The 13,101-nt window shown below is 71.6% G+C and carries 9 protein-coding genes, 1 pseudogene and 1 riboswitch; of the genes and pseudogenes, 3 read left to right on the top strand and 7 right to left on the bottom strand.

Translation table 11 applies throughout. From position 1 onward, the window contains the following. Window positions 1–127 precede the first annotated feature (127 nt). From N865_RS21565 to mraZ, 3 genes are all read right to left on the bottom strand, one after another. Entirely contained in the window at window positions 128–793 is a 666-nt protein-coding gene (locus N865_RS21565; RefSeq protein WP_051509989.1) for a hypothetical protein, read from the bottom strand. After that, the gene (rsmH, locus tag N865_RS02990) at window positions 790–1,800 is read right to left on the bottom strand and encodes a 16S rRNA (cytosine(1402)-N(4))-methyltransferase RsmH (protein ID WP_034801379.1); all 1,011 of its coding nucleotides are present in this window, start codon (window positions 1,798–1,800) and stop codon (window positions 790–792) included. Before rsmH ends, N865_RS21565 begins: the two co-directional genes overlap by 4 nt. Window positions 1,801–2,083: 283 nt before the next feature. Next, window positions 2,084–2,515 carry a division/cell wall cluster transcriptional repressor MraZ gene (gene mraZ, locus N865_RS02985; protein ID WP_034801374.1) on the bottom strand — a complete coding sequence of 144 codons (432 nt, stop codon included), beginning with the start codon at window positions 2,513–2,515 and terminating at the stop codon, window positions 2,084–2,086. A gap of 448 nt (window positions 2,516–2,963) precedes the next feature. Between mraZ and N865_RS02980 the strand changes: the two genes are divergently transcribed. The 3 genes from N865_RS02980 to N865_RS02970 are packed head-to-tail and all read left to right on the top strand — an operon-like array spanning window position 2,964 to window position 7,586. Then, window positions 2,964–3,968, top strand: coding sequence for an AAA family ATPase (locus N865_RS02980; RefSeq protein WP_051509987.1), 1,005 nt, complete (start codon window positions 2,964–2,966; stop codon window positions 3,966–3,968). A 7-nt stretch (window positions 3,969–3,975) separates the two neighbouring features. Then, window positions 3,976–5,223: a DUF58 domain-containing protein gene (locus N865_RS02975; protein WP_034801364.1), complete on the top strand. Its 1,248-nt coding sequence runs from the start codon at window positions 3,976–3,978 to the stop codon at window positions 5,221–5,223. Continuing rightward, window positions 5,220–7,586: a transglutaminase family protein gene (locus tag N865_RS02970; protein ID WP_034801361.1), complete on the top strand. Its 2,367-nt coding sequence runs from the start codon at window positions 5,220–5,222 to the stop codon at window positions 7,584–7,586. The genes N865_RS02975 and N865_RS02970 overlap by 4 nt, the downstream gene beginning before the upstream one ends. A 38-nt stretch (window positions 7,587–7,624) precedes the next feature. On the opposite strand, the pseudogene N865_RS21560 reads toward N865_RS02970, so the two are convergent. The 4 genes and pseudogenes from N865_RS21560 to metX form a co-directional block, all read right to left on the bottom strand. After that, a pseudogene (locus N865_RS21560) lies at window positions 7,625–8,620 on the bottom strand (glycoside hydrolase family 15 protein); the annotation flags it as partial. A 436-nt stretch (window positions 8,621–9,056) separates the two neighbouring features. Then, complete coding sequence (locus tag N865_RS02960; protein WP_051510017.1) at window positions 9,057–10,691, bottom strand: RNA polymerase sigma factor; 1,635 nt, start codon at window positions 10,689–10,691, stop codon at window positions 9,057–9,059. 373 nt (window positions 10,692–11,064) lie between these two features. After that, entirely contained in the window at window positions 11,065–11,463 is a 399-nt protein-coding gene (locus N865_RS02950; RefSeq protein ID WP_034801353.1) for a universal stress protein, read from the bottom strand. A gap of 143 nt (window positions 11,464–11,606) precedes the next feature. Then, on the bottom strand, window positions 11,607–12,833 hold the full coding sequence (gene metX, locus N865_RS02945) for a homoserine O-acetyltransferase MetX (RefSeq protein WP_034801350.1): 1,227 nt from the start codon (window positions 12,831–12,833) through the stop codon (window positions 11,607–11,609). 17 nt (window positions 12,834–12,850) lie between these two features. Next, window positions 12,851–12,963: riboswitch (SAM riboswitch) on the bottom strand. Between the last annotated feature and the right edge of the window lie 138 nt (window positions 12,964–13,101).

Raw genomic sequence — 13,101 nt, 5'->3', positions numbered from 1 at the left:
TGCGCCCGCGCGGGGCGTGGCCGTGCCGCCCCGCGAGCCGCGTCCCCCGCCGGCGGACTCCCGGCCGGACGAGGACGACCCCCGGCCGGATCGCCGGGGGTCGTTCCCACGCGTCGTCGTCACGCTGTCACCTCGAGGCAGGCTTGGGTGCGTTCGTCTGGCCGCCCTGCGGCGTCGCGGGCTTGGTGTCCAGTTTCGGGGCCGGAGACCCTCCGGGCGTGGCACCGCTGCTCGTCGGCGTGGCGCCGGGCGTCGACGGCGCGGTCGACGTCGCGGTTGGCGTCGGCGTCGCGGCGGGCGTCGCGGCCGCCGCGGCCTTCGTCCCCGAGGCCAGGATGCTCTTCACCTGGCGCGTCACCGCGGGCGGCGTCGGGCTCGTGACGATCGGGAAGGCCTGTCCCCGCGTGGCGGGCTCGGGCGTGCCCGTGACGGATCCCTTGGCGAGGTCGATGTAGGCCCGCTGGTTGGCGCGGACCATGCCGAGCTCGCTGGCACGCCGAGCGAGGGCGCCGCTCGCGGAGGCGCGGTCGATCTCCTCCTGCAGGTTGGCCGCGGTGTCGCGCAGCGTCGACGACTCGCGCTGGAGCTGTCCGAGGGTGAGCGAGCCCTGGGCGAGCGCCGTGTTGAGCAGGAGCAGCGCGATCAGGCCGACCGTGAGCAGAACGACGCAGATGGCGACGAAGGCGCCGTTGCCCGTGTGGGCGATCCGGGTCGGGATGACCCGGAGCGGCGTGACCGCCGGGCCCCGGCGCGGCGACCGCAGCGGGCGGGCCGTTGCCGTGACCTGGCTCATCGTCTGCCTCCCTTCGGGTGGGAACTGCTCTGGCTGCTCGGGGCGGTCGCCCGGGTCCGCTCCGCGACGCGGAGCCGCGCGGACGCGGCGCGGGGGTTGGCCGCCACCTCGTCCTCGCTCGGCTCCTCGGCACCGCGCGTGACGAGCGAGAGGTAGGGCGCGTGCTCGGGGAGCTCGACCGGCAGACCGGCCGGGGTGCTCGACGTGGCACCGGCGGCGAACGCCCGCTTCGTCGCCCGGTCCTCGAGCGAGTGGTAGGACAGGACGGCGATGCGGCCGCCGACCGCGAGCACGTCGATCGCCGAGTCGATGGCGCGCCGCCACACGGCGAGCTCGTCGTTGACCTCGATGCGCAGGGCCTGGAACGTGCGCTTGGCCGGGTGGCCGCTCTGGCGCTGCGAGGCCATCGGGATGACCCGACGCAGCAGGTCGACGAGCCGCCCGGACGAGGTGAAGGGCTCGACCTCGCGCTCGCGGACCACCGCCGTGGCGATCTTGCGGGCGAAGCGCTCCTCGCCGTACTCCTTGAGGATCCGGGTGAGGTCCTCGGCGGAGTAGGTGTTGAGCACGTCGGCCGCCGTGCGCCCGGTCGACTGGTCCATCCGCATGTCGAGCGGCGCGTCGACCCGGTAGGCGAAGCCGCGGTCGGCCTCGTCGAGCTGGAGCGAGCTGACGCCGAGGTCGAAGAGGATGCCGTCGACGGCCGCGATGCCGAGGTCGTCGAGGACCGTGGCGATCTCGTCGTAGACCGCGTGGACGGGACGGAAGCGGTCGCCGAACCGGGCCAGACGCTCTCCCGAGAGGCTGAGGGCCTCGCGGTCACGGTCGATTCCGATCACCGTGCACTCCGGGAAGCGCTCGAGCACGCCCTCGGCGTGCCCGCCCATCCCCAGGGTCCCGTCGACGTGGACCGTGCCCGGCCGGCCGAGGGACGGCTCGAGCAGGTCGAGGATCCGGTCGCGCATGACCGGCACGTGGCGTCCCTGCGCGGGCCCTCGGTCGGTCATGGCGGTGTCCTCACGGTCTGGCGCCGGATGGCGGGTCGGTTCGGTGTCGTCGGTGTGGGGTGGTCAGCGGTGTCGCCGGCCGGGTCCACCTGGGAGCTGGTCCCCATCCGCTGCCTCGCCCGGGACGGGGGAAGTCGTCTCGGGAGCGGAGCGGCTGGAGGCCGGCGCACAGGTGGTCCGGGGCCGTCGCGATCGTCGTCATCGGGGGGTCGGGGCGTGTGGTCGGGGTCTGGGGGTCGGGGTCGAGGTCGTGGGGGTCGGGCTTGCTCGGCGTCGCTCGGCCTCAGAAGAGGCCGGGGATCACCTCCTCGGCCGTGTCGGCGAAGCTCTGCTCGGTCGCCTCGAGGTAGGCGTCCCAGACCGCGGAGTCCCAGACCTCGAGGCGCGAGCCCGCACCGATGACCGTGACGTCACGGTCGAGGCCGGCGTACTGGCGCAGGTTGGCGGGAATCGTGAAGCGGCCCTGCTTGTCGGGGATCTCGTCGGACGCGCCGGAGAGGAAGACCCGCATGTAGTCGCGAGCCGCCCTGCTGGTCGTCGGCGCCTGGCGCATCTGCTCGGCGACCTTGACGAACTCGTCCATCGGGTAGATGAAGAGGCTCCGCTCCTGGCCACGGGTCACGACGAGACCCGCAGCCATGCGGTCGCGGTACTTGGCCGGGAGGAAGAGGCGGCCCTTGTCGTCGAGCCGGGGCGTGTGCGTCCCGAGAAACACCGGTCAGCCACCTCCCCTAGTCGACCCGTCGGCGCCACCACCGCCTCCCGTGATCCACCACGATACTCCACTTTGCTCCACCGTCAACGAGGTTGAGCCGTCCGGCGGCGCGTTTGCGTCGCGTTTGCGCAGGTCAGAGGCGGTGGGGCGAAGTGGAGGGCGTTCGGCCCCTCCCGGGCGCGACGGGGAAGAGGGCCTCGGGAGCCCGCCCTGCGGCATACGGCCCCGAGCACCCCAGGCGCTCGATGGCGGGTGCGCACCGGCCATCAGGGCCGTCCGGTGGGGTGAAGTGGAGGAGCCCGGACGGGTCTCGGGAACGGGTCCCCGGACGGTCACGACGGGCGCGTCCCTTCCGGAGACCCCCGATCATGGGAGAAGATCACGTGACGGGTCGCGACGCCGCCATGTAGTCGTGGCGCGACGAACGGGGGAACCCAGGAAGAAGAGGATGAGCGTGACAACGATGGAGACCGGGCTGGATGCCGCAGGGGTGGACGGCACCGCCGACCTCGATCTGGTCCACGAGGTCGCCGACCGCCTCGTGACCGCCATGAGCAGCGTGATCGAGGGCAAGGCCGACGTCGTGCGCACGACCGTGACCGTCCTCTTCGCCGGGGGCCACCTCCTCATCGAGGACGTCCCGGGCGTCGGCAAGACGATGCTCGCCAAGGCCCTCGCGCGCTCGATCGACGCGACGGTGCGCCGGATCCAGTTCACCCCAGACCTGCTGCCGAGCGACGTCACGGGCGTCAGCATCTTCAACCAGGACGCCCGACGCTTCGAGTTCCGGCCCGGCGCCATCTTCGCCAACGTCGTCGTCGGCGACGAGATCAACCGCGCGTCGCCCAAGACCCAGTCGGCCATGCTCGAGTCGATGGAGGAGCACCAGGTCACCGTCGACGGCACGACCTACCCGCTGCAGTCGCCGTTCATCGTCATGGCTACGCAGAACCCCATCGAGATGGAGGGCACGTACCCCCTTCCCGAGGCCCAGCGCGACCGTTTCATGGCGCGCATCTCCATGGGCTACCCCTCGGCCCGCGCCGAGCTCGACCTGCTCGAAAGCCACGGCGCGCGCTCGCCGCTCGAGGACCTCGTCCCCGTGACCGACGCCGCGACGATCAACCGCGTGGTTCAGGCCGTGACTCATGTCCACGCGAGCCCCGCGGTCCGCCAGTACATCGTCGACCTCGTCACCCGGTCCCGCACGACGACCGCCCTGCGCCTCGGCGCCTCGCCTCGCGCCGCCCTGCACCTGCTCCGGGCCTCGCGGGCCCACGCGGCGCTCGAGGGGCGCGACCACGTCATCCCCGACGACGTCCAGGCCCTCGCCTCCGCCGTCCTGTCCCACCGGCTCATGCCCTCGAGCGAGACCCAGCTCGCCCGGCGGACGACGGCCGAGGTCGTCACCGACCTGCTCCGGCAGGTGCCGGTGCCGCCCGCTGCGCGCTGAGGCGGCCATGCGCTCCCTGCGCAGCGTCCTGACGACCCGTGGCCGGGCGTTCGTCGGGGCCGGCGTCACGCTTGCCCTGGCCGGGGTCATCTTCGGGTTCCGCGACCTCACCAGGTTCGGGGTGCTCCTCATCGGGCTCCCGGTCATCAGCGCCGTCCTCGTCCGCACCCGGCGCACCCGCATGCGGATCGAGCGGCACACCTCCCCCGACCGGGTCGGGGTCGGGCAGGAGGCCCACGTCGCGCTCTCGTTCGAGAACGTCTCGTCCACGACGACGCCCCTCTTCCTCGCCGAGGAGCGGCTCGACTACGTCCTCGGCGACCGTCCGCGGTTCGTCGTCGGCCGGATCCCACCCGGACGGGTGCGCACGATCGACTACGCCGTCCGGTCGCACCTGCGGGGGCGTCACCACCTGGGCCCGCTCGGCGTCCAGGTGCAGGACCCCTTCGGCCTCGCCAACCGCAACGCCGTCCTCGAGGGCACGGCCGAGCTGGTCGTGCTCCCCGCGGTCGTTCCTCTCGCCTCCCACCGCCAGCCCAGCTCGGGCATGGGGTCCGAGGGCGAGCAGGCTCACCTCATCGCGCTCCACGGCGAGGACGACGTGACGATCCGCGAGTACCGCGACGGCGACGACCTGCGGCGCATCCACTGGCCGGCGACCGCCCGAACCGGCGACCTCATGGTCCGTCAGGAGGACCGACCCGCCCAGCGCCGGGCCATCGTCATGCTCGACCCGCGGGTCACGGCTCACGGCGGCCGCGGGGCGGGCGGCTCGTTCGAGTGGTGCGTGTCGGCCGTAGCCTCCATCGCCGTCCACCTCTGCGAGGGCGGCTATGCCGTCCACCTCGTCTGCGCCGACACGGTCGAGAGCTCCCGTGCGGCCGAGACGATGTCGGCGGGCGAGATCCTCGACGTCCTCGCGGTGACGGGCCAGGACTCGTCCATCGGCATCGACGAGATCCTTCGCGCGTCGCAGGCCATCGCGTCGAGCGGCGGCTTCGTCGTCGCCCTGCTCGGCCCGTCCGACCGCAAGGTGACCGACCGCGTCGCGAGCCTGCGCCAGCCCGGCACGACCGGCCTCGCCCTCGTCGTCGACGCCCTGGCCTTCGGCGACGCCCCCCACGCCGACGAGGTCGAGCCCCACGTGGAGGCGCTCCGCTACGCAGGCTGGCGCGCGCTGGCCGTCGGGCGTGAGACCGCCATCCCCCAGGCCTGGGGAGCCCTCACCGCGGCGACGGTGGGAGGCAGCCGATGACCCGGCGACGGTGGCGCATCACGCTGCTCGGGGCGGCGGCCACCCTGGCCGCGATCTACCCCATCTCGAGCCTGTTCAACCGCAACGACTGGCTCGTCCCGGTCATCGCCGTCATCTCGCTCGTCGCGGCCGTCGGCCTCGTCATGCGCGGGCTGACCCGCGTCCGGCCGCTCATCCCCCTCGTCCAGGTGGTCGTCGTCGGCTACGCGATCCTCTGGTCGTATGCCGGCGACACCTTCTCCTTCCTCCTGCCGACCGGGGCCACGCTCGAAGTCGCGAACTCGCTCGGGCTCCAGGCGCTCGAGACCGTCCAGCGCTACACGGTCCCCGCGCCCCTCAACGACGGGGTGACGTTCTGTCTCGTCATCGCCGTCGCGCTCGTCGCGATCTGTGTCGACGCGATGGCCGCCACGTGGCGCAGCCCGGCGGCGGCGGGACTCCCGCTCCTCACGGCATACCTCATCACCGCGGCCAACGGTCAGTCGGCGCTCGCGCTGCGCTACTTCATCGTCCCGGTGGCGCTCTGGCTCATCATGCTCCACACGACCGCGCGGGCCCAGTTCGGGCGCTGGGGCACGATGGCCACGGCCGAGGCCGGGCGGGCGCACCCTGAGCCTGACCCCGGCCGGGACCCGGCTTTCCGGACCGGCCTCGACGCGATCGGCCTCGAGGCCGCGCACGACCGCGAGGCGCTGCGATCGTTCAGTGTGGGCGCGGTCAGGCTCGGGCTCATCGCCCTCCTCCTCGCGGTCGCTGTCCCTGCCGTCATCCCGCACTTCCCGCCCCGCTACCTCCTGGAGGGCCTGGGCCGCGGCTCGGGGGGCGAAGGCAAGGGCTCGGTCGGGTTCAACGACACCGTCGACCTGACCCGCAGCCTCAACAACAACGACCAGACACCGGTGCTCACGTACACCACCACGGCCTTCACCCGCAGCCCGCTCCGGGTCCTCGCCACGTCGTACTACTCGCAGGGCCGGTGGCTGGTCCTCGGCGAGGCCGCCAACCGCGTGGGACAGCCGCAGCCGCTCCCCCCGTCCTCCGAACGCCGCGACTACGTCCTCGACGTGACGGGCAACCTGCTGGCCGCGCCGCGGATCGCCGTGCCCTACCCCGTCGTCGCCGTGTCGATGGAGGGCACGCCCTGGTCGATCGACCCGATCACCCGCGACGTGCGCGTGGGCAAGTCTGTCGCCAACTACCGCGTCACCTACGCCGATGTGTCACCGACCACCGCCCAGCTCCGCGAGGCCGGCCAGCCCGACTCGCCCGACATCACCCAGGACGACCTCACCATCCCGGACCGGTCCCGCGACCTCATCCACCGCTGGTCCAACCAGGTGACAGCAGGGGCGAACAACTCGCTCGACAAGGCCATCGCGATCCAGGACCACCTGCGCGACACGTCCCGCTACACCTACAGCCTCGACCTCGGCCCGACGGTCCGTGACTCGACGGGACGGATCGCCGAGCCGATCCAGGCCTTCTATGAGACAAGGCGCGGCTACTGCGTGCAGTTCGCGACCGCCATGATCATGCTCGCCCGGGCGCAGGGGATCCCGGCGCGGATGGCCATCGGCTTCCTGCCCGGCAGCCGCTCGGGCGACAAGTACGTCGTCAGGTCCTCCGACGCGCACGCCTGGCCCGAGCTCTACTTCCAGGGATCCGGCTGGCTGCGCTTCGAACCCACGCCGGGGTCACGCTCGGGGGCGCCACCGTCATATACCATCGTCGGCGCTGAGTCCGGCCCGACCGGAGGGGGCCGAGCCGTCACCGAGCGGGGCTCGATCAAGCCGCCGATCAAGACCGTGGCCGGGCCCGCGGAGCGCGACGTGACGACCACACCGACCGATGTCTCGCTCCTTTCCCGGCTCTCGTCAGTCGTCTCCGTTCGCGGCGTGGCGACCACCCTGGCCGTCCTCGTCGGGCTCCTTGCGGCCTTCATCATGCCGATCACCGCCTGGGTCCTGCGCGAGCGTCGCAGACGCGCCGCCCGGACCCGACAGGACCTCCTCGAGGTCGAGTGGGAGGACCTGACCTCCCACCTGCGCGACCTCGGCATCGTTGGCCCCGCCGGCAGCACCCTCCGGCAGGTTCGCGAGCGGTTCATCTCGGAGGGGCATCTCGACGAGACCACCGCCTCGGCGATGCGACGGGTCACGACGACGCTGGAGAAGTCCCGCTACGACCTGCCCGAGCGCACCTCCCGGGCCGAGGCCGAGGAGCTCCAGCGCGACATCAGGTCCATCCGGCGCCACGTCGGCGCCACCCGGACCTGGTCGATTCGAGTGCGTTCGTTCGTCTGGCCCGAGGCGGGAGTCTCGTTCTGGCGCTCGCTCGCGGCCCGCGTCCTCCGAGATCGCTGACCGCACCTGCCGCCGAATCGCCCACCGGGTCGATGCCGTCAACGCCCGACATCATCGAGCAGACCGCTCAGCGTCGCCGCGGCCTCGATCAGCACGGCTTGGACGAACGCCTGAGGGAAGTTCCCGCGCAGCTGCCGCTGGAGCACGTCGAACTCCTCGGTGAACAGGCTCGAGGTGGAACAGGTGCCGCGGGCCCGTTCGAGGAAGTGCATCGCCGCGACCGCGTCGCCGCCGTGCGCCTGGGAGAGCGCCATGAGGAAGCCGCAGAGCGTGAAGGCCCCCTCCGCATGGTCCAGCGGACGGTCGTCGTGCCGGAACCGGTAGACGTAGCCATCGGTCGTCAGCTCGTCGCTCACAGCCTTCCGGGTCAAGACGGTTCGCGGATCGTCGGCGGGCAGGGCGCCGCGGACCGGAGGAAGGAGCAGCGCCGCGTCGACCCGCTCGTGGCTCGGACTCTGCTGCCACCGACCCGACTCGTGCAGGCACTCCGCGCTGGTCGCGGCGAGAATCCGGTCGGCGAGAGCCGTCCAGGCCGCGCCCTCGGGCCCCGGAGCGACGGCGCCCATGGCCCGCAGGCCGGCGACGCAGGCGAGCCTGGAGTGGGTCCACCGGTCGTCGTGGAGCTCCCAGATCCCGGCGTCCGGCTCCTCCCACCGCGCCTCGATGACCTCCGCTGCCAGCCGGGCTGCCTTCCACTGCCGGCTGTCGAGCAGACCGTGGCGGTGGGCGGCAGCGAAGAGCGTCAGCACCTCGCCGAGGGTGTCGAGCTGGAACTGACCGCGCACCCAGTTGCCGGCGACATCGCCACCACCCGGGTATCCGGGTAGACCGACGTGGTGCTCGTCGGGAACGGCACCACCGTCGACGCAGTAGGCGGGCCGGAGCCGAGGCCCGTCGGCGAGGAGGCGGTCCGTGACGAACGCGAGGGCCGAATCGAGGAGCGGATAGGGCCCGAGGGTCGCGATGGCGATGCCGACGTAGCACTGGTCCCGGATCCAGGCGTAGCGGTAGTCGTAGTCGCGTCCGGCCGTGACCGCCCCGGCAGCGACATGGTCGCCGCGGCCACCATCCCGTGGTCGGCCGACGTGAGACCGCGCAGGACGGCATACGACTGGCGGACGTCCTCGCCGGCGAAGAGGTCATCGAGGGCGGCCACCTCGAGGTCCCACGTCTCGACCGTCGCGCGCCACCCCGACTCCGCCGTCGCAGGCTCGGCGGGGAGGTCCGTCCGGGCGAGGTCGAGCACGAGGTCGTGGACGCCGCCCTCGGGCACGGTGAGACGCAGCCGGAGGCGTCCGTCGCGGCCCCGTCGCGCCCCCGCGGCGCCGCTCCAGCTCACGCGAAGGTCCCCCACCTGCCCGTCCACACCCCGTCCGTCACGTCGAAGCCAGAACCCGGGCATGAAGCAGGCCAGGTGCCCGGAGGGGCGCCTGGCCTGCTTCGTGTACGCGCCTCGGCGGGCGGTGACCGTCAGTCGAGGTAGTCGCGAAGGACCTGTGAGCGTGACGGGTGGCGCAGCTTGCTCATGGTCTTGCTCTCGATCTGACGGATCCGCTCACGCGTGACGCCGTAGACCTTTCCGATCTCGTCAAGCGTCTTCGGCTGGCCGTCGGTCAGGCCGAAGCGCATCGACACCACGCCCGCCTCGCGCTCGGACAGCGTGTCGAGGACGGAGTGCAGCTGCTCCTGCAGGAGCGTGAAGCTGACGGCGTCGGCCGGCACGACAGCCTCGGAGTCCTCGATGAGGTCACCGAACTCGCTGTCACCGTCTTCGCCGAGCGGTGTGTGCAGCGAGATCGGCTCGCGGCCGTACTTCTGGACCTCGACGACCTTCTCCGGGGTCATGTCGAGCTCCTTGGCGAGCTCCTCCGGCGTGGGCTCGCGGCCGAGGTCCTGCAGCATCTGGCGCTGGACTCGGGCGAGCTTGTTGATGACCTCGACCATGTGGACCGGGATGCGGATCGTGCGCGCCTGGTCGGCCATGGCGCGAGTGATCGCCTGGCGGATCCACCACGTGGCATACGTCGAGAACTTGTAGCCCTTGGTGTAGTCGAACTTCTCGACCGCACGGATGAGGCCGAGGTTGCCCTCCTGGATGAGGTCGAGGAAGAGCATGCCGCGCCCGGTGTAGCGCTTGGCGAGCGAGACGACAAGTCGCAGGTTGGCCTCGAGCAGGTGGTTCTTGGCCTTCTTGCCGTCCTGGGCGATCCACCAGAGCTCGCGCTTGAGCTTCATGTCGATCTTGTCGCCCGAGTTGAGCTTCTCCTCGGCGAAGAGGCCGGCCTCGATGCGCTTGGCGAGCTCGACCTCCTGCTCGGCGTTGAGGAGGGCGACCTTGCCGATCTGCTTGAGGTAGTCCTTGACCGGGTCGGCCGTCGCACCGGCGGTGACAACCTGCTGGGCCGGGGCGTCGTCCTCGTCGTCGTCCCGGATGACGAAGCCGGACTCCTCGGACTCCTCGGTCACGGCTTCGGCGGCCTTGCGGGGGCGCGGCTTGCCGTCCTCGTCCTCCTCGTCCTCCTCGTCGACGACGTCCTCGATGACCTCGACGTCCTCAGCGACGACGACGTCCTCCAGCTCCGCCGGCTCGGCGTCCTCAGGCTCGACGTCATCGCCCTCGAGCTGGTCGGCCTCGAGCGCCTCGGCCCCGACGGTGGCCTTGGCGGCCGTCTTGCGCGTCGTCGTCTTCTTGGCGGTGGACGCCTTCGCCGCGGGCTTGGCAGCCGCTGCGGCCACCTCGCCGGTCGTCGAGGCCTTCTTGGCGGCCGCCTTCCGGGCCGGGGTGGCCTTGGCAGGGGTTGCCTTCGTCACGCCTGTCGTGGCTTCGGCGCCGGCGGCCTTCTTGGCCGTCGTCCGCGTCGTGGTCGTGGTGGTCCTCGGTGCCGCGGTCTTTCGTGCGGTGGCCACGCTGCCTCCCTTGGTCGCTGAGCGAGTCTTCTTGGTGCTCGCCTGAGGCACATCGACGACAATCTCGATGTCGTGAGCCTCGAGCGTGGTGAGGACCGGCTTCATCTGCCGGAGGTCGAGGTCGGCCTCAGCCTGGGCCCGGGCGATCTCGGTGCCCGTGATGGTTCCGTTGGTGCTGCCCTTGACCAGGAGCTGCATGATCGCCGCGTGCTGGAACACCTTGGGTAGCGCCTTGGGGGTTCCAGAGGTTGTTGCCTTCGGCACGGATGCAGTCGCCTTTCGTCGCAGGTCTCGTCGCGCGCATGGCCCCCACCGGAGCATGCATCATCACAACGAACGAGATGGGGAGTTTGCGCCGGAAGTGCTTGGCCTGTGGGGAGTCGACGTCGTGGTCGATCTCTCGGTCTGCCTCGTGCGATCCGGTTCGCGACCATTATAAAGCGCCGTGCGTCGTCCGAGCGAACGCAGGGAAGAGCACGGGCGTGGCGTGACCGCACGAGCAGTGCCCGTCGCGCCCTCCATCATGCCCGAAGCACGCGTGACGAGTCGCCCTCGACGAGGACGAGTTGGCTCACTCCGCCTTGACGGCGAGGACCGGACAGCTCGCGTCGAGCAGGATCCGCTGGGCGTTGGAACCGAGGATGAGCTTGCCGACCGGGCTACGGCGACGCAGGCCGATGACGATGAAGTCGGCGTTCTCCTCCTCGGCGACGGCGATGAGGTCCTCGGCCGGGTCGTTTCCGCGGATCAGCTGGCGGACCTCATGGTTGAGGCCCTTCTCGTCGAGGACGTCCTGGACGCGGCTCAGCTCCGCCTCGAAGCGCGCGGACTCGTCGGCGTCGAAGTCCTTGCCGCCGCGGTGCGAGCTGATGACGACGAGCTTCGTGCCCCGAAGGACGCACTCCTCGGCCGCTCGCTTGAGGGCGGCGCGGCCCTCCTTGGTGGCGACGTAACCAACGACAATGGCCACTTTCCCGGACCTCCCTTGGGACGGAATCAAGCAGTGCCCGAACCGTACCCGAAAATGCTGGACGGAGAGGTGGAGTCGGGTCCCTCAGCCTGCGTGTCGGTCCCCACACCGGCCCGGCCCGGCGGGTCGCCTCCCTGACCGGGTCAGGCGACCGAGGCGGCCGCCGACGGGTCGAGCGCATCGCGGATGATCCGACCCACCTGCTCCTCCTCGATGAGGAAGCCGTCGTGGCCGAAGTCGGACACGATGTGCGCCCGCGACGAGACTGGCAGCCCCTCGTGCAGCTCGTCGGAGAGCCGGGGCGGGTAGAGCCGGTCGGAGTCGACCGACACGATGGTGCAGGCCGCCCGGACCCTGGCCAGGGCCGCCTCGACGCCGCCACGGTCGCGGCCGACGTCATGGGAGTTCATGGCCTCGGTGAGCACGAGGTAGGAGTTGGCGTCGAACCGACGCGCCAGCTTGCCGGCGTGGTGGTCGAGGTAGCTCTCCACGGCGAACCTCCCGCGAGGGTCGCTCGCGAGAGGGTCCTCACCGAGCTGGGGCCGGCGCCCGAAACGGTCGGCGAGCTCGGTCTCGGTCCGGTAGGTGATGTGCGCGATCCGGCGGGCGAGCCCGAGACCCGTCTCCGGCGAGCTGCCGGTCGCGTAGTAGTCACCTCCCGCGAAGGCGGGGTCGGAGCGGATCGCGAGAAGCTGCGGCTGGCACCAGGCGATCTGCTCGGCAGTCGCGTAGGCCGTGCTCGCGAGGACGACGCAGCGCTCGACGCGCTCGGGGTGAGTCACGGCCCACTCGATCGCCCGCATCCCGCCCATCGAGCCGCCGATCACCGCAGCCAGGCTCTGCAGACCGAGGCGGTCGAGCAACAGCGCCTCCGCCCGGACCTGGTCGCGGACCGTGACGTACGGGAAGCGGCTCCCCCAGGCCCGCCCGTCAGGAGCAGCGCTCGCTGGGCCGGTGGTCCCCTGGCAGCCACCGAGCACGTTGGTGGCCACGACGAACCAGTCCGCCGCGTCGATCGGGCGGCCGGGACCGATGAGGCCCTGCCACCAGCCGGGTGAGGCGTGCCCGTTGCCCGCTTCACCGACGACATGGCTGTCCCCCGTCAGGGCGTGCTCGATGAGGATGACGTTGTCGGCCGCCTCGTTGAGCGTTCCCCACGTCTCGAAGGCGACGCGGACGTCGGGCAGCACGCCCCCCCGCTCGAGCTCGAGGTCACCGATGTCGACGAACTGGCGACGGCCGACCGGATCGCCCTCGAACCAGGCGCCTGAGGGACGGGCCGGCTCGACCGGGGCCGCACCGGCGCCACGGGCGCAAGGGTCGGCGGGGTGAGGGCGCCGGGTGCTCTGGCGGTGCGGGGTGACAGTCATGGAGGGGACTCCTCGGTGGCTCGCGCTTGCTCACGCCCGGTGCGGCGTGGCCAGGTCTTCACCCGGGGCACCCCACCGCGTGGAGGGTTGCCGGCCAGCGAGCCGGGGCTTGTCGCTGGCGCTCATGACCCGGGACGGATTCTACGGGATGTCCCACGCTGGATCGAAGCGTCCGTCCACGTCACGGACCACTTCGCCCGTCCGGCGTCATCGTGGGTCGGGCACGCGGGTCCGGTCCGACCCATGGGAGACCTGGGCCGCTGCACCT

Source organism: Intrasporangium oryzae NRRL B-24470 (genome assembly GCF_000576595.1).
In the GTDB taxonomy this organism is placed as follows: domain Bacteria; phylum Actinomycetota; class Actinomycetes; order Actinomycetales; family Dermatophilaceae; genus Intrasporangium_C; species Intrasporangium_C oryzae.
This window is presented reverse-complemented; position numbering and strand designations above follow the sequence as displayed.